Genomic DNA, 23,952 nt, shown 5'->3' with positions numbered 1-23,952 from the left:
GCCTCGACTTCTGTGCAGCTGGAGATCTACGCGGACGCCTTCGCCATGGGTCGGAGTCCTTCGAGTGCCAACAAAATAACCGTCTCGACCTCATCGGACGCTGTGTCCGGGTCGTCAGCGTCGGTGATGAACAGAACTGCGTTGTAGAACATGCTGAAGAAGAGTTCGACTGTGGCCTCGATGGGCACTGGGCGGACGTAGCCGTTGGCGATGAAGCCCTCCAGGGTCGCTCGCAGGAAGGGCAGCGTCTGTTGTTCGTTGAGTTCACGTACGCGGTTCCACCCGAGGACGCTGACCACCTGCCGAAGGAGGGCGCGGGCATCTTGGTCAGCGACGTAGCCGTGCAGGAATAGACGAACCGCGGCCTGCACTTTTGTCCACGGTTCTTCGGTCGCGCTCGGCATCGCCTCGATGACCTTGGCTGTCACCGCTTCCTGGCTGGCACGGAAAAGCTCGGCAAAGATCGCCTGCTTATCGCGAAAGTGGTGGTAGACCGCGCCTTTGCTCGCCTGCGCGAGGTCCGCGATCTCGTCCACGGAGGTCGCGTCGAACCCCTTCGATACGAACAACGTCTTCGCGGAACCGAGGACGGCTTCACATGTTTGCGCGGCATACCGCTCACGCCGACTGATCTTGACGTCGCTCACCATCCCGATCATACTCATCGACCTACGGTCGTATACCGACTGTGAGTATGTCAACGACGGAACGTCGATAACCCGATCCGAGGAGCTGACTTGAACGACGATCACGCCGTGGTCCTCGGCGCGGGCATCGCCGGTCTCATCGCCGCCACGGTGCTCGCCGAGCACTACGCACTAGTGACGGTGGTGGAGCGAGACCAGTTGCCCGACAACCCCGTTGATCGACGAGGAGTGCCGCAGGGGCGCCATTTGCACAGCCTGCTCAGCCGCGGCTCCCAGATCATGGAGGAACTCCACCCCGGGTTTCTTGCCGAACTCGTTGAGGCGGGTGCGCTGGTCCTCGACGACCCCGACATGCGCAGGATCTACAGCCGCATCGGCCGCTACACCTTCAACCGGACCGACTCGGCCGCGGACCCCGCGGCCTTAACCACTTACCTGGCCAGCCGACCGTTTCTGGAGTTCCACCTTCGACGACGCGTCCAGGCCCTGTCGAACGTCGCGTTCCTCGACGGTCACGACGTCGGCGAACTCGTCAGCTCCCAACCACACCGCATCACCGGTGTCACCGTCAGCGCCCGCGACTCGACCAGCTTCGACACGCTTTGCGCGGATCTGGTGGTCGACGCCACCGGCCGCGCCACCCGCACACCGCTGCTCTTGGATCGGCTCGGCTTCCCACGCCCCGCCGAGCGGACCTTCACCGCCGACGGTCTCTACTACAGCCAGCAGATCGAGATCCCGGACCAGGACAATTTTCTGGAACGTCTCGTACTCGTCCTGCCCGAGGGCAAGGCCCAGCGCGGCGGCCTCATGGCATGCGAGGACAACACATGGACGTTGACGATTGCTGGCCGAGCTGGCGACCTCACCCATACGCCAGCCGATTTCGCCGACATGCTGACCCTTGCACAGGACTTCATCCCGCCACACATCCGACCGGCCCTTCACGGTGCGAACCCCGTGACCGAGGTGCAGGCATACCGCTATCCCGGAGGAACGTGGCGGCGCTACGACCGGCTGGCACACCTCCCGGAAGGTCTTCTTGTTCTCGGCGACGCACTTTGCAGCCTGGACCCCATCAACGGTCAAGGCATGACGATGGCCACCCTGCACGCCACCACACTGCGGGATCAAATACGTCGCACCAATCAGATTGACCCGCAAGCCTTCTACGCAGCGATCGCTGGGATCACCAAACCCGTCTGGGCCTCAAACGCACAACCGCCATCCGGCCGTGACAACACATCCTCTTCGCCGCTCTCCGGCCGCGCGATCGCATGGACCCGCCGCAAAATCCTCGAAGCCGCGACCGACGACATGGTCGTCACCGAACGCCTCATGCGCGTCGCCAACTTCATCGACCCACCTCAATGCCTCGTCGCACCCGGCTTCCTCACACACGTCGCAGCGCACCACATCAGGAGCAGCCTCACCGGACGTCGTGGAGCCCCCGCCTACCACCACTGACCCGCCAACCAACCGAAAGGACCCCCGTGGCCATCACCCAAGAAGAACTCATCGCCGGCATCGCCGAAATCATCGAAGAAGTCACCGGCATCGAACCAGCCGAAGTCACCATCGAAAAATCCTTCGTCGACGACCTGGACATCGACTCGCTATCAATGGTCGAGATCGCCGTCCAGACCGAGGACAAATACGGAGTGAAGATCCCCGACGAAGACCTCGCAAGCCTGCGCACCGTCGGCGACGTCGTCGCGTATCTACAACAGCTCGCCGAAGACAATCCCGAAGCCGCTGAAGCGATCCGCGCTCAGTTCGACAAGCGAGCCGAATGAGACACCATCACGGGGAGACGTCAGCCTTCACGAACATCACCAGACATCAAAGAGGACCGTCGTCGAGATTCGCGAACAAACGGCTCCCTGATTGACGCCCAAAATCAGTGTCTCGTTTCTAGAGATTCGAGACGACTCAGATTCTGTCTCAGGTTCGGGCCGGCCCAGGGGTGACCAAGTTGGTGCAGCAGTCACGTTTGCGCTTATGCGTTGTCCCACCAGTCGAGCACTCTTGTTCCAATCAGGGTCAGCCACTTCGATGGTGCACCTGGAGGTGCATCTGTTTCGAACCACACTCGTCCAGGCTGGCGCCCCGCCTGTAGCCAGGTGCCGTCGGGTTGCCTGGCAGCTCTGATCATTTCGATGGCCTCGCTCATACGAGAGTCCGGCTTGACGCCATCGAACAGTGCGGCCTCGCGGAAGTGATCTGCGGCGTTGAGAGCGCTGTAGGTCCAGCGGAAGGGGTAGGCGAATCGGTCCACCCAGGGGCCGACCCGTTCACCGGTCGAGAGCCGACGCCAAAGGTTGCGCTGCAACAGATATTCCGAACCGGCCTGACGCGCTTCACGGGTGGTGTCGGTACCCCCGGTTGCAGTGTCGTTGGCGAGTAGTCCCTTTAGCGAGTTGAGCGTCGAATGAAACGACGAGCGGGTGGAGCCTTCGACCCAGTCGCAGTTCCAGCCGCCGTCGGGCAGTCGGTGCTCGAGAAACCAGTCGATGAGTCCGGTGACGTCGACGCCAAGCCAGGCACCGTTGGCGAGGGTCCAGGCGTTGATGCAACAGTCAACTTCACCGCTCCAATAGGGCAGATTCTCGTATTCCCAGCGGCTGTTCTCAGCGAGCAAGTCGGCGGTGCAGCGCTCGCGCAGGACGGCAGGATTGAGGCCCCACTCACGCAGTGAATTGAGCGTCCACGTTGTTGCCGTCCAGGGCATGCCGTCGCCTTCGGCCTCGGGCCCGTCGAAGTCGTAATCCGCTGGGAAGAACGCACCTCCTGCCCATTGCCCGTCCGAATCTTGTTGTGCGAGAAGCTGCTTACCCCATCCTTCGGCAGCGACGCGTGCACGTGTCGCTTCCCAGACTTCGGCAGGTTCGTGTAACACGTCGCGTTCTACCTGCCAACGTAGGGCCGGATCGGAGTCCCGTAGCCACTCGATCGGGGCCTCGGATGTCATGGCAGCGGATTCTAAGGGAGGCATACGACGCTTTCCGTCGCCTTGGTGACCCGCGGTATCGAGTGCGCGGGTGTCCTCACAGCCTTACCCTGAGGCCGTGGACTGGGCGTTTGAGGCCGAGGTGTTCCAGTGGCGCGGCCCTGCACCGTACTTCTTCGTCGCCACACCCCCGCAGGTCAACGACTTCCTGCACGCGCACCACAGCGAGCTGACCTACGGCTGGGGAGTCATTCCGGCGCAGGTACGCATCGGAGCCACCGAGGTGACCACATCACTGATCCCGAAAGACGGCGTGTATTTGGTGCCGCTGAAAGTGGCTCTGCGGCGCCCCGAAGGCATCGACGACGGCGATGCCGTTCGGGTAGGCCTGCACGTCGGCAGCCACGACGTCAGTAGTCCATGCGAAGGTACGGCGATGACCACGTTCGTGATCGATGCGCAGGTGGCCATCGACCTTGTCGTTGGCGGTGTGACCATTCCACCGCAGCACAGCTTGACGGCTCCGACGCTGTTGCGCTCGCAAGTCTTGGCCCTGGTGTATGAATCGGTGCGCCGCGGCGATATCGACAAACGAACGGGCCGGAAGATTCTCGACGATATCTGCGGGTTGCGGATACGGCTCCTCGGCGACCGATCGATGCAGGACCACGCCTGGCAGATCGCGGCCAAGCTGAACTTGCCAAACACGTACCAGGCGGAATACATCGCACTCACGCAACTGCAGGCCGACGCGCTGGTCACTGCCGACGACGATCTCGCCTTGGCCGCGCAAGCTTTCGTCACGACCGCGTCACCCGCCGACATCCTGCGGTCCTAGACCCTCAGTCGGCGGCGCCGCGGGCGAGTTGTTCGATTCCTACAAGACTGCCGCCCGTCTCGCATGTAGAGAAAAGAGACAGGCTCAGGAGAAGCCTCCCCAGTCGCATCGGCCCAGGTGGCGTTGTCTCATATCTCGTCTCACACCGCGTGTCTCGCATCTGCCTTGTCACTGCCAGGTGAGACATTCGACGAATGACAGCCACCCTCGGCTACGCCCGGATCAGTACTACCGGCCAGGACCTCACCGCCCAACAAGCCGCCCTCGCAGCCGCCGGCGTCGACGACGAGCGAGTTTTCACCGACGAACTCTCTGGCGCGGTCGGCACCGCCCGCCCCGGTCTCGCTGCGCTGCTCGAATACGCCCGGACCGGCGACACCGTTGTGGTGGCCGCCATTGACCGCCTCGGGCGCTCCGCTGCCGAAGTCACTCGCACGATCGCCGACCTCGACAAGCGAGAAATCGTGCTGCGCGCCCTCCGCGAGGGGATCGACACCGCCACCCCCACCGGCCGTGCCGTCGCAGCCATCATGGCCACCCTGGCTGAACTGGAACTCGAACTCGGCCGTGAACGCCGCGCCGCATCCCGTGAAGCCCGCCGCTCGCGCAGCCTGCCAGCCACCAAGCCACCTAAGCCTGAATCCACCGACGGGTGGTGGTGAGTAGGGTTGATCTTCGTTGGCGTCGGTCTTCCGGGTGTGGGCGTGAGGTAGTTGCTGGTCTGTCCAGCTTTTCCTGTGTGTTCCGGTCGGGCCTTTCGGCGGTTGGTCAGGTTGTCGCAGGTAGTGGTGGGCTGTGTCCGATGGTGTTGTGCCACAGTGCAAGCCAGGACCTGGACCACGGCCAGTGGGAGGGTAGGTGCAGGATCGGGCGGCGCTGGGGACGGGCCAGTCGGGCGGGAACATTGACGATGGTGCGTCGCAGTGTCGATCCGCGTGCTCGGGTGTGCCGCTCTCCGGCTAGGACACCGGCCGCGCGCAGCAGGTTGTGGGCAATCGCCGAGCACAAGATCCAGGCCGAGTTCGCGCCGAACCGGCCCGAGGGCAGATGCGCCAGCGGTCCGTCGATGAGATCGGCGAATACGGTCTCGATGATCGCGTGCTGGCGGTGGGTGATGTCGGCCTGATCGACGGGCAGGTCGGTGTTGGTGAAAACGGGTGATACCGCCACACCGGGAACAGCGTGTCACGGAAACGGGCGTCCTTGACGCGGCGGACCACCAATCGGGCCGTGATGCGATCGGGGTGGATGCGAAGGCGGTGTAGTCGATTTCGGCGACCTCGGCATCAGAGATCCAGGTACCGGTGTCGGGGTCTTGGACGGCGCCGGGATAACGCACTGGCGTCCACGCCGTCTCGTCGATCCCGGCGAGCGCGCGTTCGATGGCGGGATTGCGGGTCATCACCATCGAGAACCGCGCACCATGGCGCACGCAGGCGGTAATCACCGCGCGCGAGCCGTAGGCCGAATCCCCGCGCACCAGAATCTGCCCGCTGGCTCCCGCGGCGCGGGCGGTGCCGATCGCCTGGGCGACCATCCGCCCGGCCCCCTTACTGGAGTTGGCCCGCCCGGCGCGGAGCCGCATCCCGGCGATCACCGGCGCAGCACCCGCGGTGCTGATCGTGGTGGCCAGCGGGGACAGTCCCTTGCGCAGGATCTGCTTGCCGGCGATCTTGGTGTGCCCGTAGGAGGCGCCTTGTTTGGCGTGCCCGTAGACCGGGCGTAGCAGCGAGTCGATGTCGATGAACACCTGCTGATCGGCGCCGGGTAGCAACTCGACCCGCTGACACAATGCCACCAGGTGCTCGCGTAGCACCGATTCCAACTGGCGGGCGTGCCCGAAGGTGAACTCCCGCAACAACGTTCCGACCGTCGACGGTGCGTACACCCCGCCGAAGAGGGTCTTCATACCGCCCGACCGGACCACGTCGAGGTCGTCGATGCAGTCCGCGCCCGCGCACATGCCCGCCACCACGGTGGCCAGTTTCGGGGCGGGGTTCGCCGACCCGGACGTGATCCGGGGCGCCATGATGCGGACCTTCTCATCAAACAACCTGCCCAGCCCGGTCTGCTCGGCCAACGTCATGACCGGCACAAGTCCGGCGCACGACACGAGATTGTCATCGTCGAACACCGCTGACTCCGCGGCGAACCTATGCGAAACTTGCACTCGAAGTGCCTTTCCGAACTGGACCCGATTGCTGCTTGAGAACACCAATCATCCCAGTTCAGAGGGCACTTTCTTCATTCCGACACTCGGCTAACGCCACCGCCCGTCGGTGGATTCAGGCTAAGCTCAGCGCCGCCCGCCAGGAACAGCTGTGCCGACTGGCGGCCACCGGCGAACCGGTCGACGAGCTTGCCGCCGCATTCGGCATCGGGCGTGCGACCGCGTACCGATACCTGAGCCAGGGGCGCGCCACGTGAACGAGAGCCCGCCCCCGTCAACGCCAGGTAATAACCCTCGCATCGAGCTCATGCACAAGGTCGCAAAGCTCGAATCCCGGTATGCCGATCAAGTCTTGGCGGCCTTCTGCGCCTGACGCTGAAGGACGGAACACTCATTGTCGGTGAATGGGCCACGGGGGACGCCGGCTCCATCCTGCCCGACAGCTACGCCTCGGCCTTCCCTCACGCCCAGGATCTCTATCTACGAGAAACCTTCGCAATGAGAGACGACGGGTCTCTTGAGATCGACGAGAACGATGACACCGTTCCGAGAGGCGTCGCGGTACTTATTAGCTGGTCAGAGGTGGCGTACGCTGAGTTCGAAGCACTGTAATAGGCAGGGAGAGGCCGTAGTGACCGAGCGATCGCAGCGTCAGACTGGTCAGCCACGCCCCAGCACCGGCAATCGCGAAGAGCGATACGGCGGGTACACACCCGGCAAGAGTTCCTCGGAGCTGACCCGTCCGCAGGGTCTTCGCAACCCGCCCCCTTCGCGTCCTCAGCCGGCGAATCCGCCGCAAAACCAGGCCAACAACCCACCTTCGCAAAGCTGACTGCTTGCGTCATATGAGATGGCGCACCCTTGAACTGTGGCCCTATGACTACTGGCCCCATCCGAGAGTTCGTGCATCGGGAGCTGCTGACCCGATAAAAGACGCTCAGTCCAGAGGTTTGAGACGCCCAGCGACTACCCGCGCGTGCCAAGTATCGAGAACAAACTCTGCGACGGTGACTGTTGCATTGAGCGCCAATCGCGCGTGCCTCGCAAGCGCCACACTCCGCTTGGACTGCCCATGGCCGATTCCTAGCTCGTTGCGCAGCTCCGCCAACGACTGGATTGTGGTAACAAGCGTGCGCAAGATCTGTTGCGCAGACTCACTTCCTTTGGCACTCTGCGGAACCGAATCTGCCTTCAGCTCAAGCAGATCGGCGACGTACCGATAGAGCTGAGGAATGTCGTCCCGCTGCCCGTACGTCACACCAGAGTGGTCGAGAATGATCCTGAACAAGCTCTCGACTAGGTTCTTTGACGACGAGATCGCAGCGGCTGGATCTGAGCTGAGATTGTCACGGATGCGTACAAGGTGCTCTTCCAGCACGACCGGGTCGGTCAGGAGTTCTCGTTCGCTGAGCCGAAGGTCCGGGCTTGCGCCGTGAAAGGAGTCGCGACGGCACCATCCGTAGACGGCATGGCCACTGATCCAGTCAGCTGGGTATAGCTCGTACCCGTCTCTGGCGAGGGCTTCGTTGAACAAGTTGAGAAGTCTGCCAGCCTCCTCTTCATCGGGTCGCACCAGCGGGTGCAGCATCTCTGCGAGGAATCGCAGAACGAGTTCGTCGTCACCGTGCTGCAACCCGAAGCGGCTATCGGCGAACACCCAGTCGTCGGGCCAGTCTTCAGGGTTATTGATGCGATGCTGTCGGATATCACCAACAGCGGACTTGTACCTCGAATCGGTGCTCGGCAGAGCGTCCAAGTCGTAAATGCGCGCCAAGAAGTCGGGCTCTTCCAACCTTCCCTCCCACAACACCTTCGACAGGGTGATGGTGTCGAAGATCCTGCGGCGCGTGACTGCGGTGATGAGCTTCGTCGGCACGCCCCTTCGACTCCTCAAGGACGGGACCCGACCCCGAGTGGGTTGGGTGCACTTCCACGATTATGGGATCTGCGCGGCGAAGTCCCCGACGGCGCCTGACGTCTTACCTGCGGCCCAACTAACCCACCAACACAAAGGTCACGACCTCTTTCGAGTTCGTGACCTATGTGCCCGGAGTCCGTAGAACTCCTCATTGTGTGCGGTTGATCTTCGCTGCTCAACGGGGTGAATTGGCGAGTTCATCCAGAGATTATCTCGAAAAAATCCAGAGAGTTTCGAGCCGGTTCGGGCAAGCCCTGGCCCGGGCGGCGAGCGAGCCCTGAGGTCGCCTCGGAGTCTGATCGTCGGCCGCGCCACGCTCGTAAAGGGCGGGTCCGGGCGACTCGGTACAGAGGCTTGTGCCGCGGTTTACCTGTGGCGGGAAATTTCTGCCAGAGGTTTATTTGCCGGTGCAGACGTCAAGGAGCGGGCCGATGCCTGAGCGCATCGGCCCGCTCCGTGGTGAGCGGTCTTTAGGTTCTCGGTGGGGTTCTTGTTGGTTCGTATCCGAGGTACTTGCGCAGTTGGCGCATTCGGATGTCGATGGATTCTTCGCGCGGTTTCCGGGTGGAGTGCGTCTGCTGGATCTGGTGGTTGGTCGCTGCGATGGCCAGTGCCAGCAGGATTTTGACTGTGGGTTCGCGCCTGGGCCCGGATTTCATCTGGGTGAGGTTGGTGATGTGGGGCGACTTCAGTAGCGAGAAGCGTTGTTCAGTGGCGCTGCGCGCGGCTTCGAAATAAGTGGCGTGCTCCCAGGTGCTGACAACCGGGCCTCCCCAGGTGGCTTTCTGGAGTTGAGGCTTGGTCAGCGTGACCCGCAGCGTGGACTGCTGGCAGCAGGTGCGCTCGTGGGCTTGCCAGGTCGGTGTCGCGAGCGGGGTGCCGAAGGCGACGCGATCCATGGACGCTGGCTTCAGGGGGCATTGCACGCGCAACTGGACGGCGGGGCAAACCAGTTCTGCTTTGACCTGCAGTTCACGTTCTTCGCCCAGGCGTGGGCGTCCGGGTTTTCCGTTGATGATGGGGCGCGAGTTGGTGCCCATCAGGAACGGGAGCACGGCGGCGAGCTGGCGATCGTGCTCGGCCCACTTGCCGTTCTCGCGCAGTTGTCGGGTCTTGGGAACGCTGTGCTTGCGTAGGAGGTCGTGCGCTGCAGGGCAGTAGAAGGAGCCGGCGAACTGGATCGGCCCCGGTGGCGTGATTGTCGATGACCCGGGCGGGTTCACCGACGGTTCGGTCAGGGTCCAGTGGCTGGGGAATCGGACGACAGGGCTGTAACGGTGCTTGATCAGGAAGGGCACCCACTCGCGTTTGGGGTTATAGCCCATGTCGACAGTGACCCGTGGGTGGCTGTCGTGACCGGTCGGTCTGGTGTCCAGGCCGTTGGCCTTCATGTGCTCGATGCAGGTGTCGAGGGCTACGGGGCTGCCGGAGGTCGGCTGGTGGACATCCATCGCGAGGATGACCGGTGCGACGGCGTGCAGTCTGTGTGGTGGTCCGACACGTACGACGACGGTCACCCAGACGCCGAATCCGCGTTTGCCGGTGCCTTTCGCGTCTTCGCTGAAGGGCCCCTTGGGGTTGTCGTCGCGTGCGTAGTAAGACCCGAAGTAGCAGGCACCTCGTTGGAGACGGTCCTTGGCTCCCAGCCCTGCTGATGGTCCGGCGAGGTCGTAGATCGTTTCATCGGCGACGATGTCTCCGCGGGCTTCTTTGGGTTGGGGGTCGCGAATCGATCCAGCGACGATTTTGTTCATCACGATGCGCAGCCGCTCGGTGGCTTGCGCATAGTCCTGCAGTTGTTGTGGCGTGCGGCTGTTCACGATGGCTCGGTGCTCGTCGTTGGTGATTCGCTGAGCGGGCTGATCGGGTTGTGAATCCAGAGGGCTCAGGCGGCGGGTGAGCCAGCGTTCGAACCGGTGATACTCGCGGTCTTGATCTTCTCGGGGCCCGAACAGGCGGGAGAGGTGCTGGCCGGACATCCCGACTTCGGTGAGTTGACGCGCCGATAGGTCGCCGATGGCGTTGAGGATGGCTTTGTAGCTGGGGGTTCTCCCGAGCATGATCAGGCTCAGTGCGCAGGTCAATACTGCGTCGATGGTGTAGTTGACCCCCCGCCGAGTGCGTGGTCGGTCGCTGCCAGGTTCGTGATAGCTGTCGATCAGCGGCGCCACGCCGGATCGTTGGATGATGATCTTGGCTTGGCGGAACATGTTGTCCGACAACCGGTATGCGGGCTGAAAGTCGCTGATCACAGTACGTTCTCCTTGGTCAGGGCGATGACATGTTGCAGGCCGAAGGTGGGCAGTTGGTCGCGTTGATCGGACAGGATTTGTGCGGTGGTGACGTCGGCGAGCTGGAGCAGTAAAGCTGCCGGGATCCGGGCGGCCATGTCGAGAACCCACCGATTTCGCAGTGCTACTGCGTCTACCCCAGGAAGGCCGCGTTTGCGGAGCTTCTCGGCGACACGATTGACCGCGTTGCGTTCAACATGCCCGCTGGCGGAGCCCAGCAGGTATTCGGATTTCTTGCAGTCGGCCAACGTCAGCAGACGCTCACTGGCCTTTGCGTCTCCCACCGGAACCAGGCGTGTGCCGCCAGCAAGGTTGGGCAGGCGCACGACCGCAACGGTGTCACCGTCCCAGCTGGACTCGGTGATCGAATTGCCCGTGAGCTCTTTGAAATCGGCGGGTCGGGCACCGGCGCCCAGGCAGCAGTCGAGCACGGTGAACAATCGCCCCGACAACGCCGTCGGCAGGATCGGAGCGAGGGCATACAGTTCCTCGACCAGACCCAGGCTTGCGGCAGGTGTTCGGTAGTGATGTGGCTGAGCCAGTGATTGCGGCGCCGGGTACTCCCCGGGATGGACCAGACGGCCGACGGCGTAGAGCTGACCCATGAGCGTGCGGAGCCCGCGGTCTCCCCGGCGCACCTCGAGATACTTCAGGTGAGCTTGGACGTTGGCGCGACGCAGGGACGCCTTGTACGAAAAGGCACCCAACCGGGCCGCGTCGAGGGCGAGGTACCGCGCCACGGCACGAACTGCGTGGTGGTCGGTGTACGCGGTGGACTCGGCGGTCATGCACCACAAGCGTCTGGCCGCCTCGATCGCCGACACCGCGAATCGTTTGTCGATACCGCGCAGAGTGGTGATCCGCGCCAACGTCTCATAGCGTTCCGGATCGATCTCGGGCTTCAAGGTGGGGAGCACCAGACGTTCGACGGGCTCTTTGACGACGGGGACGTCCGGCACCGCCTCCTGCACGCCCGGTGTGCCAGGTCCGGGATCTTTAGCGGATGCAGCCGCCATGGCGCGGTTCCGCACCATCAGGGCCACCGCCGCGACACACCGGGCGTGTTGTTGACATGGTTGAGCAAACGGGGTGCAATAAGCACAGTTCCTCCTCAAGGGAACATCTGGATACTGAAGTTGCGGCTCTGCGCCGCGCGCGACGGCCGGGGCGGCAACCCCGGCCTCGTCTGCGTTTACGGTCTCGACACCCTCCTGTGGAGGGCGTTCACTGTTGTCGCTTTCGGGTCTGTCTCCTTTCCCTCACTTGCCTCGTTGGTGAATGTGGCTTGTTGGTGGCCGACGGCACGATCTCGAAAATTACCTATTGTCAGGACTTCTCATCGATGTCCGCTGTGCTGGACAGGCCGGCATCGATCAGACGGTTGCCTGCTTCAGAGACCGAGACGTTCCACTCCGCAGCGCGCTGATACAGCGCCTCCGCCGTCGCCGGGAACAGCCTCAGCTCCACCCGAACTCGCTGCAGGCGTGGCGCCTGGCGGGGTGTCACGGGAACGTCCCGACGCTGTACCGGTTCATATCCGGGAAAATAACGGCCGACTCCAGCAAACAGCGTCAATGCCACGCCAGGCGTGTCGGCCGCCTCGGCTACCGAATGTTTACCGCTGGCGGAAATTCTCTCCGCCCGGCAGCCTTCTATGGCTCAATGGACGGGTGGAGCGTGGCGCACGGCAATGTTGGGAAATGCAACATCGTCGAATCGACACCATCTCAAATGTGCTACACATCACACCAAAGTGGGTCACCTGCGTTCGGCGACGTTCGCACTCCACGTGAACCCGATATGACAGCGGCAAACGGCGAGCAGCACGTCAATGTCCGGTTCACAATCGGCGCACACCGGATTCATGTGGAGTCGACGCTCAAGGATTCGGCTGGCGCAGTGGCCTCAACCTGGGGGTGCTGAGCTGCCCTTGCAACGTAGGCGCCTGCCGCACTCTCACTACGCGAAGCCGACTGGTTTCCAGTGCCGGTGATGGCGCAGCATGAGTCCATGGGACCTGACCTCGGCGGCCGAAGCCAGTCCGACGAGAACACCTTCGATCACGACCAGTGCTATCGCGAAGGTCTTCACGTTAAGAACAAAACCGGTCGCCAATGGTGCCGCTAGCACGGACCCGCCAGCCGCTCCGGCCGGGATTACGCGGGCAGCGCCACATCAAAAACACCCGAGAAGCACCTGCCCGACAGTACGGACTCCGGGGACGTCGATACAGATGTCGCACAACAGCGCAGCAGACGTGCGCAGGCCGCTGAGCGATACCGGCCAGACCGCATCCGGCTCCTGCTTATCGCTGAAGCTCCGCCGGCTGACCCCGATCGCTATTTCTACTTCCACGAGGTCAACGCCCATGACTCCCTGTTTCGCCACGTCATCCGATCGCTACTCGGTGTCGAACCCACCCGCGAAAACAAGGCCGAACTGCTCGCACAGCTGCAACAGCAGGGCACCTTCCTCATCGATCTCAAACCCGATCCTGTCGACAGCACACCGCTGAATTCGTATGTGCCTGAGCTGGTACACCGAGTCCACAGGCTTAGCCCAGAGCGAATCGTGCTCATCAAAGCAACGGTCTACGACGCGGCATACGCGGCACTGGCCGCGGCCGGACTGCCCGTGAGCTCTGTCCGCGTCCCGTTCCCCGGCAGCGGCCAGCAGACGAACTTCTTGCAGGCATTCGCCAACGCGGTCCTCGAGTCCGAGGCGGACACCGTCGCGGCACCAGAACCAGCATTGTCGCCGCAACGCCGATTCGCTTTCGACCTCGCCGAATGGTTCGAAGCCAACGCCAAGCAGATTGGCGAGGACTACGACCGCTACTTCACGAGTTTCACCGGCCGCTGGTTTGAACATTTCGGCGCCGTCGGCGACCCCAACCGATTTGACGCCTCCGACCTGGTCGCGGTCGAGGCACTCAGCGTCCAGGTGCCCCCCGAGGCAGCAGCCAAACTGCTTGTCAGCGAACCTGATCGGTTCAACGCGTTGCTTCGGCGGATACCGCGCTCAGTCGACATCTGGGACGCTTCCCGGGAGACACTGCAGGACGGTCCGACGGCAGAACTTCACACACTGTTGCGCACCCTGCCGGGCGTCGACTGGGTCATCGCCGGCAAGCTGCTCGCCGCCAAACGACCACGCCTGATCCCCATCCTCGACAACAAGGTCAAAGACCTACTTCAGCCACCCACTTCGCGGTTTTGGATCTCGATGTGGGACGAACTGTCCGACGAGTCGCGCCGCGTGACCGTCGCCCAGGTTTGCGCGGATGCACCGGCCGACGTCAGCCTGCTCCGCCGCATAGACGTTGCGCTCTGGATGGCCGCGACCCAGCACGGTCAGTAGGTGCACGCCCCCGGATACCTTTCCGCTCCCCGACGGTGCTCGTCACGGACTTACGTCGAGTTAATCACTCAGCACCGCAATGGATTGCGGCTCACCGGCGATGCGGCTGACCGTCGCCCGCTGCGCTTCGGTCAGCATGTCCTCGGTATAGCCGTCGATCGCGAGAGCCCACCAGGCCGTTTTGACGTTGGGGCAATGAGGGCAACAGCGGGGTCCGACCACGCCGAACTGGCCCATCCTCGGCGGATAGTCCCACCCGAGGTCGAATGCGTCGCCCGGGGTCAGGATTTCCTCGACCCCACACACTTCGCAGATGTGCCGCCACTGCGGCTCGGTGCCACTCACATGCGTCAGTCTCACCCGCAGGGGTGACACGTGAGAGGCGGCAGCAGCACACCTGCTGTTCACCATCCGCGCACACGGCACGATCTGAATATCCGCCTCGTATCTTTCACTCTCACAGCGGGATTCTCCGAATCCGCTTGGCGTATCGAGATGGTCGATCCCCGTCCGGTTACCTAAGAGCGGTAGCACATAGCAATGACCGCCTCGCGTGACCGACGCCGCTACCCTGGGGTGTCGGTGGAGGCAGTCACGGGCCGAGCCAGAAGGAGGAGGTGGAGACGATGGCGTCTGAAGAGTCTCCGGCGCCACGCGAGTGGCGGACATGGTCCGACATAACCGAAATATTCAACGGGCCAAATGATCCCGGCTGGATCTCGGACCAAGACCGAGTTGAGCACGGCGTCCGCGATCCAGATAGCGACCATCGAAGCGGCGCTTGATTGTGTCGAGTGACGCGACGTTGGTGTCGCGGCCGTTGGTCAGTCCGTTGCGTTGATGTCGGCCATTCCAGCGCAAGTGGGCTCAAGACCGGGTACAGCATCGTGAAAGGCCCACCGCATGGCGTCCGCCAAACTGTCGACGTACTCCTGTTCGAGTGCGCCGTCGTGCTGGCGCCTGTCAGCGGTCACGTAATTCCCCAGGTCTGAGGGGTTGTCCGTCACGTAATTCCTCACCCTCGGTCACGTAATTCCCCACCCCGTGGGGCGTGTCCGGTGGGGGTTGGGGCGCTGTTCAGGTTCGCTCCGTTCAGGTGCCCCGCCAGGGGTCCTGGAAGGGGCCTTGAGTGGCGAGGAGATCGTGGGACGTGACTGATTTCGTGGAGATGTTCCGGCACTGGAATGCCGGCCGATCCCAGGTGCAGATCAATGAGGCGCTGGGCATCGACCGCAAGACCATCCGCAGTATCTGGCCCCGGCGCTGGCCGAGGGTCTGGCACCGTGCCCGGAGGAGTTTGACGAGCAGCTATGGCGGGCACGCATCGGGCGTTGGTTTCCCGAGCTCATCGATCCGGTGGCGCGGGCACTGACATGGCCCCAGATCGCCGTGCATCACCAGTGGATCGCCGAGCAGCTGAAGGTTCCGGTGACAGTGGCGACCATCGCGCAGCGCCTCCGCGACGACCATCATGTGGATGTGTCCGAATCGACGGTACGTCGTTACGTGGCAACCGCTTTCGCCGAGGAGCGACTCGAAGGCAAAGTCACGGTACCCCGCGGTGCGGTCGAACCCGGCAGTGAAGCGCAGATCGACTACGGCAAGCTCGGGATGTGGTGGGACCCGCAATCGGGCGCCGCGTCGCGGTGTGGGTATTCGCGATGATCCTGTCGTGTTCACGGGCGTTGTTCGTCCAACCGGTGTTGCGGATGGATCAAACATCCTGGAATGCCTCGCATGTCGCGGCGTTCGAGTTCTTCGGCGGCGTGCCGGCGCGGCTGGTGTGCGACAACCTCAAGACCGGAGTCGAGCGACCCGACCTCTACGATCCGCTGATCAATCCGGCCTACGGCGAGCTCGCCGCGCACTACGGCACCCTGATCGATCCGGCGCGAGCCCGCAAGCCGAAGGACAAACCTCGCATCGAGCGGCCGATGCCCTACATTCGGGACTCGTTCTTCGCCGCCGCGAGTTCACCTCGCTGGCCCAGATGCAGGCCGAGGCGATCAGGTGGTCCACGCAGGTATACGGGGTCCACAAGCACCGCGGTCTGGATGGGCAGACCCCGGCGTCGGTGTTCGCAGCGATCGAACGCGATGCGCTGATGGCGTTGCCGCCCAGAGTGTTTGAGTCGGTTATCTACTCGATCGGGCGGGTCGCCGCGGATTGCCACGTCAAGTCCGGCAAGGCGCTGTACTCGGTGCCGTGGCGGCTGATCGGCCAGCAGGTCACCGCCCGCACCGCCGGTGACGTCGTGCAGATCTTCCACAGCGGGACCGTGGTCGCGACTCACGTGCTGCATCTGGCGGGCCGCTCGACCAATGTCGAGCACTACCCGCCCCACAAGATCGCCCACACCCTGCGCACCGTGACGTGGTGCCGCACCCAGGCCGAGCAGATCGGGCCCGGCGCCGTCGCGGTCGTCGCCGAATTGTCCACGGTCAACGCCATCCACCGGCTCCGCGCCATCCAGGGGATCATCCGCCTGCGCGAGAAGTACGGCGATCGCCGACTGGACGCGGCCTGCACTCGAGCACTGCAGGTCGGGGACCCCGGCTATCGCACCGTCAAAGGCATCCTGGTCGCCGGCACCGAAGCAGACCATGCCTCGCCCGCCGTCGTCCCGCCACCACCGGCGATGCTGCGAGGACCTGACGCGTTCGACACCGACCTCACTGCCTGAGCGCACGAAAACACCTCCACTGCAACCACTTCAACTCCAAGGACATAGTCATGACCATTCACGATCCCAGCCTGCGGGCCGCACTGAAGACCCTCAAACTGACCGGCATGCTCGACACCCTCGATGCCCGCCTGGCTCAAACCCGCGACGGGAAACTCGGACACCTGGAATTCCTCCAAGTACTCTGCGAAGACGAAATCGCCCGCCGGGAGACCGCCGCCCTGGCCCGACGGGTCCGCCGCGCCCGCTTCGAACAGCCCAACACCTTCGAGGACTTCGACTTCACCGTCAGCCCGAAACTGCCCGCTGCGATGCTGCGCGACCTGGCCGCGTTGCGCTGGCTCGAGGCCGGTGAATCAGTGATTCTCTACGGACCCGTCGGAGTCGGGAAAACCCATGTGGCACAGGCACTCGGGCATCAAGTCGCACTCCGCGGCGGCGACATCCGCTTCGTCAAATGCTCCCGCATGCTCGCCGACCTCGCCGGCGGCCACGCCGACCGCACCATCGGACAACGCATGCGCGAATACACCCGCCCCCTGGTCCTGATCGTCGATGACTTCGCGATGCGTGAGCACACCCCCACCCAAAGCGACGACCTCTACGACCTTGTCTCCGACCGCGCCATCGCCGCCAAGCCCCTGATCCTGACCAGCAACCGGGCCCCGAAGGACTGGTACCCGCTGTTTCCGAACCCGGTCGTGGCCGAATCGCTGCTCGACCGACTCATCAACACCAGCCACCAAGTCCTCATGGACGGCCCGTCCTACCGACCCCGGAAACGACCCGGCACCAAGACCACCTGACACCCACTTAGCGGTTCGCTACGCTCACCGCAGCAGCACCTGAACCTGGGGAATTACGTGACGGCAACCCCTGGGGAAATACGTGACCGTGGACATGGCGCTTGATCCAGGACGGATGCTCGATACGTTCCGGGCGTATGAAGCTCGATCGGATCAAGCTCGTTCACGTCGCTCCGGCAGCACTCCTGCTCAACCGACCGCATAGGTCAGGCCAGATCCTGAGGTAGCGATGTCACAGCAGTCGGAACGCCATCGACTTGGGAGCCTCGCGCAACTGGGGTTGGCGTTCATTCGGATCGGGCGTTTCCACTTCGGGTATCAACGGGTGCCGCAGAACAGGTCCCCAGTTCTCCCACTGGAGCCGGAGGCGCAACATTTCAGAGCGATCATCGGCGGAATCCGAGCCGGAAGGTTGCTGATCAGCAACCCATTGCCGAAGTGAGGAAACGGATTCAGCGACACTTCGAAGTCTGGGTGCAGGGCGCCCGAGCCAATCGTTCGTGCAACGAACGGCAAGCTCGACTGCTCGGAGTCGTGTTTCAATCAGAGTGCGATCCTCAGCACTCCAGATTTCCGGGCTGCCGTCGATAACGCCGACCGCATCATCGGCCGCGATCCATGCAACAGAACGAATGGCCACACTTTGTTCCTCGTGGTGCATCCGCGCATCGAGGTTAGCTCGCATAAAGGTCGAGAGCGGGATCTGATCGAGGTTCGCGATTACGAACTCCCAAGCGGGCATGCTGGCCGTAAGGGCATCAGCGCTTACAATGATCACCGCATCCCCGCCAGCGACGCTGACCGAGAAACTCTCAACATTGGGCATCAGCCGACGTGCCAGAACGAGAGCTTGAAGGCACGGATTCACGTCCACAGCCCTAAGGCGCTCTACCCGAAGCGCGGCATGCCTTGTGTTCAAGCTCGCGTCGAGGAGTCGCAGGCTATTCGTTCCAAAGAACGCCTGTACACGCCGCCAAATAGGCATCCGCCCTTGATCGTTATGATCCGGCAACAACGGCAGCGCTTCGGGCAATTCGAGGAAGCGCAGGACCGTCAGTCCGGCTTCGCATCCAGCAATGAAACACTGCGCCAGCTCGGCACTGGCAACAACCGTCTGTGGCGGGATCTGGACACCGTCGGTCGTAAACTGCTCCGCGAAGCCGTCCCATACAAGCGTTTCATGCGCTTCCCCGTTCCTGAGCTCGGGGATGACCACGTCCGCAACCATTACTCCAAGCCCTCCACCGGCAGCAACTAAACGCTCCCGAAGTGGGCCAAGAGTCGGCGGGTCGTGCCAGGTCCCTCGGCTTAGGCAGTAAAGTGCCCAGGCAAACTGCCGAAAGGGACCCTCCACCAGACGCTTGTAACTGTCAACGAGCGCGTTCGCTCTCGCCTCAGTGTCGATGCTGGAGTTTCTAACCACTGCAGAAGCACGCGCGGCAGCGCTTCTTGCGCGTCGGACGGCGGGCTCCATCTGCGTGAGGTGGTGGCGCACTGCAGCGCTTGTGGCCAGATCGGCCGCAAGAAAACACCCGACCATCGCGTTCATCTCGACGTATGCAGTCACGGGGTCGTTGCACGCCAACACTTCTCCCACGGCGGTGACGGCAGCGAGAACGTCGGTCAGCCCAGGAACACCCAACGAATCGAGATGGGGCAAAAGCTGGGGCAATAGATCGTTGGTCCTATAAGCGTAGTGGGCTAGGACCCACTCCGGTCGGAAGTCCCCGTTTTTGTCGATCGGTGGGTCCAGCATCGCAAACGCCTCGCACAGCACGGTCTTGACGTCTGCGGAACCTGCTGGGATACAAAACCTTTCAGCCTCCATCAACAGCTCGTCATCTACGTGTGACTCGACACCACCCTCAATCTGAGCTGCGATCACCTCTAGACGACGATTTACCAAGACCAAGAGGCGCTGTGCTAACTGATGGTTAAACGGCGCGAACGGCTGGAGCGCGAACAAATGAGAGAAGACGGCGGCTGCCTGGCTCCTTGTTTCTTCTACACCCAGCCGACATTGGTCATAGCCGGTCGCAAGAGGCGGCCTAGAAGTAGCCAGTCCAGTCACGGCCGACTTCAATGCAGACGCGTGTGCCCCCCAAGCCCAAGAGGGGACTGGCAAGGAGTGCGAGCCGCGGAGCCCGCTGATAGGCAAAATTTCCCTCTTTAGAGGAAGCGCGAGACGCCGCCGGGCGGTCAAGGGCAATTGCACGTAGTAACGATACGAAGGACGAACCAGAGTTTCTCCCCGCAGGACCGAATCTCGACAACTGTCGTTTTCTGCCGAGGGTCGAACTCAAACCAAATTCGGTTCCTCCCCTTTGAACACCGTCAGGGATAATTAGGCGACTGGTCGATCCACCGCGACGTCATCCGGCTTTTTCGTGTTGATGACGGTCCACTGGATGAGGTTGCTTCTGGGGACTGCCTTCGCAGGTACCGCAATGGAGATGAGGCCGACCAGGTCCTTCCGATCGACGGGTCTCGTTGCGTCGTCCGGCTCACGGTCCGGGGCGATGGAGACCAGGATGACGCCGCGTGTCGCCGACTGACCAAGCGGAACTACCGGCTCGCCCAGCGCGATGGGCCGGGCCGCTGCGCGGTGTTTGCGGTCGGAGCCGACGAAGTCGATGCGCCGGTCGCGACGCTTGCGCTTCACGATCGAGATGTCGCCGCCGAGTTCGGGGACTTCGAAGACGCGGCCGTCCGTGTTAGGCCATGTCCACACAACTGCCCAGTCGGTGATCTTCTGGTCGTCCGTCGCCTTCTCGATGAAGCCCTTGAACGCCTTGATATTGGCCTCGTATTCTGGATGCCATGCCAGTTGATCGAATAGCTGGACAAATTCCGTCGCGCCGACGAGCCCTACCCGAGCACGCTGTTCTAATCCCGTCGTGCCATCGAGCTCGTACGGAAGCTTCACGTGCGTCCTCGCGTGCTTAAGAAGCGGTACAACTACGTTGTCGAAGTTCTTGCGGTTCTCTTCACTTCCGCGCTCCGGCAGGCCGTAGAGGTCTTGAATGTCGGTCGGTGCCTTGTTTGCGATGACGGCATTCCACATCTTGTTGCGCGCCGTCGGCTTGAGCCACGGGAGGTGCTGACTGACGAGCGGCGGAATCTGTCGCGGCTCCAACAGAGGCATGCCGTCATCATCGAAACCGGCGTACTGACTTAGTTCGGCCCGAAACGCCTCCTCGTCCATAAGTAACGCCTCGAACGCCTCATATAGGTCGACTTGGGAATCGCGCCGGATGTAAAGGCGGACAAGGTCCTGATAGCCAGGCCTGAAACCGAACCAGCGGCCTGCTTGCATGAGGGTGTCCGCCTGGCCAGCTTTCCGGCGGAAGTAGGAAACCGTGAGACCTTCGACGGTGAATCCCCGACTCAGCTGAGTGCCTCCGACGAGAATGCGCCAGACCTTGTCCGCTTCGAAGTCGAGCTTCTTCTGCTGTGCCTGAATCTCTTTGTCGGAGTTCACAATAAGCACAGGGTCGCCATCAATGGTGATCGCGGCGAGGGCCGCTCCGATAAACGGCTTTAACTCCTCGAATGTGCTCGGGATGGGTGCGCCGGCGGCACGCGCTTGCATTACAGGCAGGAAGTCGTCGTCGTAGAGCTTCTCCAGCCTGGTAAAGCCCTCGGCCGAATTGAACTTCGCTTTGCTCCAGACAGATCGCACGTCGGCAGCCGTGACAGCGTGATCGTCCTTCTTGACCGACTCGTGCACCAGCATCGTGTGATGCCGGTACTTGAGCTCGGAGTTGGCCTCCCGATACTTCTTGATCGCGCCAGAGAGAACCCACGCGTCGAGTGCTTCCTGCAGCTCTTCGATCCGGCCGACAGGATCCGTGTCTACGTCGCCGACGAGCGGTCGGACATGAGCCAGCTCGTTGGAGTTGGCGACCGTCTTTTCCTCGTCGTCCCAGCGCTTGCCGACGTCGTGAAACTCCTGCACGCCCATGTAGCCCGGTGGGCGGTGAAGGGAGAGGACGAAGTCGGCCGGGAAGAGGTCGCGCTCGTCATCAGGATCGACGAACACGTTGGCGAACGGTGTCGCCGTGTATCCGACGTACTGGGCTCGGGGGCAAAGCCCGAGGATCTCGGTGATGAGCTGATTGATCGTCGTCCGCTTGCGGTGCTCGGGGGATCCCTTCTTCCACTTGGCTGGATTTGTGGTGTCCACCGAGGCCTGGTCGGACTCATCATCGATGATCAGGACCGGCAACTCGGCGAGATCGTTTTTGAGTGGCTTCAGATCTTGAATCAGCTTCTTCAGCGGTGACGGGTGCTTCTTGATGATCGCTACGTAGGCGCCCGAGTGGAACAGGTTCTCCTCGTCGTTGAGCGGTTTCTGCTTGCTCTTGCGCGCGAACTTCAGCTTGGTCATTGCCTGCGGAAGCCGCTTGTAGTCGCTGCGGTGGCTGGTCACTCGGGCAATTTCGACGACACCCGGCAGAGTGAGAGCAGCACCGTGCTTGACGAAGCGCTCGGCCTTCCATTCCTCGTCCTGCTGGTAATCGAGTTCCTTCGCCACGACTGGGTCGGTCGGGTCTTGACCCGCCAGGATGTTCTCGACGCCCATAAGTTCCATGTCCATGCGGCGTTGGGTTTGGGCCCGAAGGATCTCGATGGTTCCGGTGAGGACGATGATGAGCCGATAGCCAGCGTCAATTCCCTTGGCGACCACACCGGTGAAGTTCGCGGTCTTCCCGCTCTGTACGTAACCGACGACCAGCCCCTTGGTCTGCTTGGCCTCGGATCGTGTAGGGCGGCTGAGGCGTTCGATGACCTCGGTCGTCGTTTCGTCCAGGGATGAGATGGCCGTCGCTGGCCAGTCCTTTACGTCGCGGAGGTAAGCCTCGTAGTCGTCCCAATAGACGCTGGTGCGCAGCTTCCTCTCTGCGGCGTACCACGGTTCGAATACCCTCGAGATGACAATCGTGGGAATCTCGAAGACCTCGACTCTTGTGGTGAATGCTGCGGCGAGCTCACCCAAAACACCCAGGCTCGCATAGATCGCAGCCCGGCGTTCCTGAGTGTTAGGTGGTGTCGCGGCGCCGTCCGGACCGGGATACTCGTCCTGGTTGTCCCATTTCGCCAGCGCGATCCGCGCTTGGGTGAGCGCCGAATCATTTTCGTCTGCCTGCTGGACGAACACCGCGAGTTCGGCGTCGCTGACGGGGATGCCCGCGAGTGCGGTCAGCAGCGGTCCGAGCGGTGTGGGCTGCTGGTTCTTGAGGGCGACGAAGACGTTGGTGAGGGCATCCGCCCACGCGGGTCGTGTTTCGGTCACGTTCGTCAGCTCTCCTTCAGGACTCCACAAACCCGCCGATGGGGTCGGGAAGTGCGTCATGGTGCAAGTCGGTCAGGTCAACTCTGTAGGAGACCTCCGACAGAAGCGCGAAGTTGGGTACTACGGGACCAACGAGATCGGGGGTCATCGCGGGGAAGTCGCCCTTCACGTCGTAGGCACGCGGCTGTGAACGAAGCGCCCAGAACGTCGGGTACAAGTCGGCGTCATCATCCTGCCAACCAAACGTCGACAGCATCGCGTCGAAGATGACCTGATGCCCGCCCGCGATCTTCCGCACGTAGGCGACAACCTGCGGCAGAGCCCGCCCGCCTGCAGGGGAAGTCCTTGTGAACTGGATCGAGAGCAGGACAAGCGGCACACCCCGCAGTGGCACCAGCTGGTCGAGCCCGTTGATGATATGGCGGCGGCGCTCGCTACTCGTCGACTTCACCTCGATATGAACCGAGTCAAACGTGAAGTCGTGCTCTTCCGACAGCGGCCCCTGCCAAGCGGCGACCGCAGGCCCTGCACCGATCTGATGGATCAGAAACTCCAGAAAGAGCAACTCGCCCAGCAGCCCGACCTCCTTCTCGGTGGTCATCACTTCGCGACTCGCAAACACATTTCGATGCCGTGCAACGCCAGCTGCGACCGCGGCAGCGAGCGGCAGCTTCTCAAGCTGAAGCTCGTCCGCGATGGTCGCTAGGAGCCCGTAGGCTCCATGCACGCTGCCTTCCACCCGGACGGTGAGTTCGGCGAACTCGTCGTCACCGATCGAGACAGCGCTGAAGCCGACATTCTTTAGCTTGGCGACGTCGGGCTCGGGAGTGTCGTACGGCGTCACAAGTGTGATGAGGCCGTTCTTGGGATCGATCTGGAGACGGCAGACCGGCTCACCCTTGATGGGCAACACCATGGGTGCACCGTTGTTCCACAACTCGTCAAGAGTCGTGAACGTCAGATGCCGCGCATCGTCAGGCGAAATCGTCATCG

17 protein-coding genes and 4 pseudogenes are annotated in these 23,952 nt (G+C 62.6%); 9 read left to right on the top strand and 12 right to left on the bottom strand.

Annotated features, from left to right (window positions below; translation table 11 throughout):
- Window positions 1–26: 26 nt before the first annotated feature.
- Entirely contained in the window at window positions 27–665 is a 639-nt protein-coding gene (locus G6N13_RS08065) for a TetR/AcrR family transcriptional regulator (RefSeq protein WP_163696048.1), read from the bottom strand.
- Between the two features lie 72 nt (window positions 666–737).
- Here G6N13_RS08065 and G6N13_RS08060 point away from each other — a divergent pair, with 72 nt between their 5' ends.
- Together G6N13_RS08060 and acpM are read left to right on the top strand one after the other, a co-directional pair.
- Entirely contained in the window at window positions 738–2,114 is a 1,377-nt protein-coding gene (locus tag G6N13_RS08060) for an FAD-dependent oxidoreductase (protein ID WP_163696046.1), read from the top strand.
- A gap of 26 nt (window positions 2,115–2,140) precedes the next feature.
- Entirely contained in the window at window positions 2,141–2,443 is a 303-nt protein-coding gene (gene acpM / locus G6N13_RS08055) for a meromycolate extension acyl carrier protein AcpM (RefSeq protein ID WP_163696044.1), read from the top strand.
- Between the two features lie 203 nt (window positions 2,444–2,646).
- Here acpM and G6N13_RS08050 read toward each other — a convergent pair whose 3' ends face one another.
- The gene (locus G6N13_RS08050; RefSeq protein WP_163696042.1) at window positions 2,647–3,618 is read right to left on the bottom strand and encodes a prenyltransferase/squalene oxidase repeat-containing protein; all 972 of its coding nucleotides are present in this window, start codon (window positions 3,616–3,618) and stop codon (window positions 2,647–2,649) included.
- Window positions 3,619–3,715: 97 nt separating this feature from the next.
- Between G6N13_RS08050 and G6N13_RS08045 the strand changes: the two genes are divergently transcribed.
- Complete coding sequence (locus G6N13_RS08045) at window positions 3,716–4,435, top strand: type II toxin-antitoxin system VapC family toxin (protein WP_163696040.1); 720 nt, start codon at window positions 3,716–3,718, stop codon at window positions 4,433–4,435.
- 194 nt (window positions 4,436–4,629) lie between these two features.
- Window positions 4,630–5,070: pseudogene (locus G6N13_RS08040) on the top strand (recombinase family protein); the annotation flags it as partial.
- A 133-nt stretch (window positions 5,071–5,203) separates the two neighbouring features.
- On the opposite strand, the pseudogene G6N13_RS08035 reads toward G6N13_RS08040, so the two are convergent.
- Window positions 5,204–6,605: pseudogene (locus tag G6N13_RS08035) on the bottom strand (IS1380 family transposase).
- A 119-nt stretch (window positions 6,606–6,724) separates the two neighbouring features.
- Between G6N13_RS08035 and G6N13_RS24955 the strand changes: the two are divergent.
- Together G6N13_RS24955 and G6N13_RS26125 are read left to right on the top strand one after the other, a co-directional pair.
- Window positions 6,725–6,862 (top strand): annotated as a pseudogene (locus G6N13_RS24955) (helix-turn-helix domain-containing protein); the annotation flags it as partial.
- A 73-nt stretch (window positions 6,863–6,935) separates the two neighbouring features.
- Window positions 6,936–7,217, top strand: a complete 282-nt coding sequence (locus G6N13_RS26125; RefSeq protein ID WP_407663911.1) for a DUF6338 family protein — start codon at window positions 6,936–6,938, stop codon at window positions 7,215–7,217.
- 325 nt (window positions 7,218–7,542) lie between these two features.
- Here the strand turns inward: G6N13_RS26125 and G6N13_RS08025 are convergent, their stop codons facing one another.
- The 5 genes from G6N13_RS08025 to G6N13_RS24300 all read right to left on the bottom strand — a co-directional run bounded on the left by G6N13_RS08025 (window position 7,543) and on the right by G6N13_RS24300 (window position 13,184).
- A complete protein-coding gene (locus G6N13_RS08025) occupies window positions 7,543–8,481 on the bottom strand; it encodes an abortive infection family protein (RefSeq protein ID WP_163696035.1) in 939 nt (312 codons plus the stop codon).
- Window positions 8,482–8,993: 512 nt separating this feature from the next.
- Window positions 8,994–10,775: a hypothetical protein gene (locus G6N13_RS08020; RefSeq protein WP_163696033.1), complete on the bottom strand. Its 1,782-nt coding sequence runs from the start codon at window positions 10,773–10,775 to the stop codon at window positions 8,994–8,996.
- Entirely contained in the window at window positions 10,772–11,848 is a 1,077-nt protein-coding gene (locus tag G6N13_RS08015) for a hypothetical protein (RefSeq protein ID WP_163696032.1), read from the bottom strand. The genes G6N13_RS08020 and G6N13_RS08015 overlap by 4 nt, the downstream gene beginning before the upstream one ends.
- A 292-nt stretch (window positions 11,849–12,140) precedes the next feature.
- Window positions 12,141–12,395, bottom strand: a complete 255-nt coding sequence (locus tag G6N13_RS08010) for a hypothetical protein (RefSeq protein ID WP_163696030.1) — start codon at window positions 12,393–12,395, stop codon at window positions 12,141–12,143.
- A gap of 594 nt (window positions 12,396–12,989) precedes the next feature.
- Complete coding sequence (locus G6N13_RS24300) at window positions 12,990–13,184, bottom strand: hypothetical protein (protein ID WP_179965106.1); 195 nt, start codon at window positions 13,182–13,184, stop codon at window positions 12,990–12,992.
- A gap of 201 nt (window positions 13,185–13,385) precedes the next feature.
- Between G6N13_RS24300 and G6N13_RS24295 the strand changes: the two genes are divergently transcribed.
- On the top strand, window positions 13,386–14,174 hold the full coding sequence (locus G6N13_RS24295; RefSeq protein ID WP_179965105.1) for a DUF6308 family protein: 789 nt from the start codon (window positions 13,386–13,388) through the stop codon (window positions 14,172–14,174).
- A gap of 60 nt (window positions 14,175–14,234) precedes the next feature.
- Here G6N13_RS24295 and G6N13_RS08000 read toward each other — a convergent pair whose 3' ends face one another.
- Window positions 14,235–14,519 carry a hypothetical protein gene (locus G6N13_RS08000; protein ID WP_163696027.1) on the bottom strand — a complete coding sequence of 95 codons (285 nt, stop codon included), beginning with the start codon at window positions 14,517–14,519 and terminating at the stop codon, window positions 14,235–14,237.
- 805 nt (window positions 14,520–15,324) lie between these two features.
- On the opposite strand from G6N13_RS08000, the pseudogene istA reads away from it, so the two are divergent.
- A pseudogene (istA, locus tag G6N13_RS07990) lies at window positions 15,325–16,857 on the top strand (IS21 family transposase).
- 50 nt (window positions 16,858–16,907) lie between these two features.
- A complete protein-coding gene (gene istB, locus G6N13_RS07985; protein ID WP_163694606.1) occupies window positions 16,908–17,663 on the top strand; it encodes an IS21-like element helper ATPase IstB in 756 nt (251 codons plus the stop codon).
- A 232-nt stretch (window positions 17,664–17,895) separates the two neighbouring features.
- Here the strand turns inward: istB and G6N13_RS07980 are convergent, their stop codons facing one another.
- From G6N13_RS07980 to G6N13_RS07970, 3 genes are all read right to left on the bottom strand, one after another.
- The gene (locus G6N13_RS07980; RefSeq protein WP_163696025.1) at window positions 17,896–19,734 is read right to left on the bottom strand and encodes a hypothetical protein; all 1,839 of its coding nucleotides are present in this window, start codon (window positions 19,732–19,734) and stop codon (window positions 17,896–17,898) included.
- A gap of 273 nt (window positions 19,735–20,007) precedes the next feature.
- Window positions 20,008–22,959: a Z1 domain-containing protein gene (locus G6N13_RS07975; RefSeq protein WP_163696024.1), complete on the bottom strand. Its 2,952-nt coding sequence runs from the start codon at window positions 22,957–22,959 to the stop codon at window positions 20,008–20,010.
- 16 nt (window positions 22,960–22,975) lie between these two features.
- The gene (locus tag G6N13_RS07970) at window positions 22,976–23,875 is read right to left on the bottom strand and encodes a PD-(D/E)XK motif protein (protein ID WP_163701867.1); all 900 of its coding nucleotides are present in this window, start codon (window positions 23,873–23,875) and stop codon (window positions 22,976–22,978) included.
- Between the last annotated feature and the right edge of the window lie 77 nt (window positions 23,876–23,952).

It is taken from the genome of Mycolicibacterium sarraceniae, from assembly GCF_010731875.1.
In the GTDB taxonomy this organism is placed as follows: Bacteria; Actinomycetota; Actinomycetes; order Mycobacteriales; family Mycobacteriaceae; genus Mycobacterium; species Mycobacterium sarraceniae.
This window is presented reverse-complemented; position numbering and strand designations above follow the sequence as displayed.

Bases quoted from the DNA above. Each gene is read 5' to 3' on its own strand.
- G6N13_RS07970 (WP_163701867.1), bottom strand. From the start codon at position 23,875: ATGGTGTTGCCCATCAAGGGTGAGCCGGTCTGCCGTCTCCAGATCGAT.
- istB (WP_163694606.1), top strand. From the start codon at position 16,908: ATGACCATTCACGATCCCAGCCTGCGGGCCGCACTGAAGACCCTCAAA.
- G6N13_RS08065 (WP_163696048.1), bottom strand. From the start codon at position 665: ATGAGTATGATCGGGATGGTGAGCGACGTCAAGATCAGTCGGCGTGAG.
- G6N13_RS08015 (WP_163696032.1), bottom strand. From the start codon at position 11,848: ATGGTGCGGAACCGCGCCATGGCGGCTGCATCCGCTAAAGATCCCGGA.
- G6N13_RS24300 (WP_179965106.1), bottom strand. From the start codon at position 13,184: ATGGGCGTTGACCTCGTGGAAGTAGAAATAGCGATCGGGGTCAGCCGG.
- G6N13_RS08050 (WP_163696042.1), bottom strand. From the start codon at position 3,618: ATGACATCCGAGGCCCCGATCGAGTGGCTACGGGACTCCGATCCGGCC.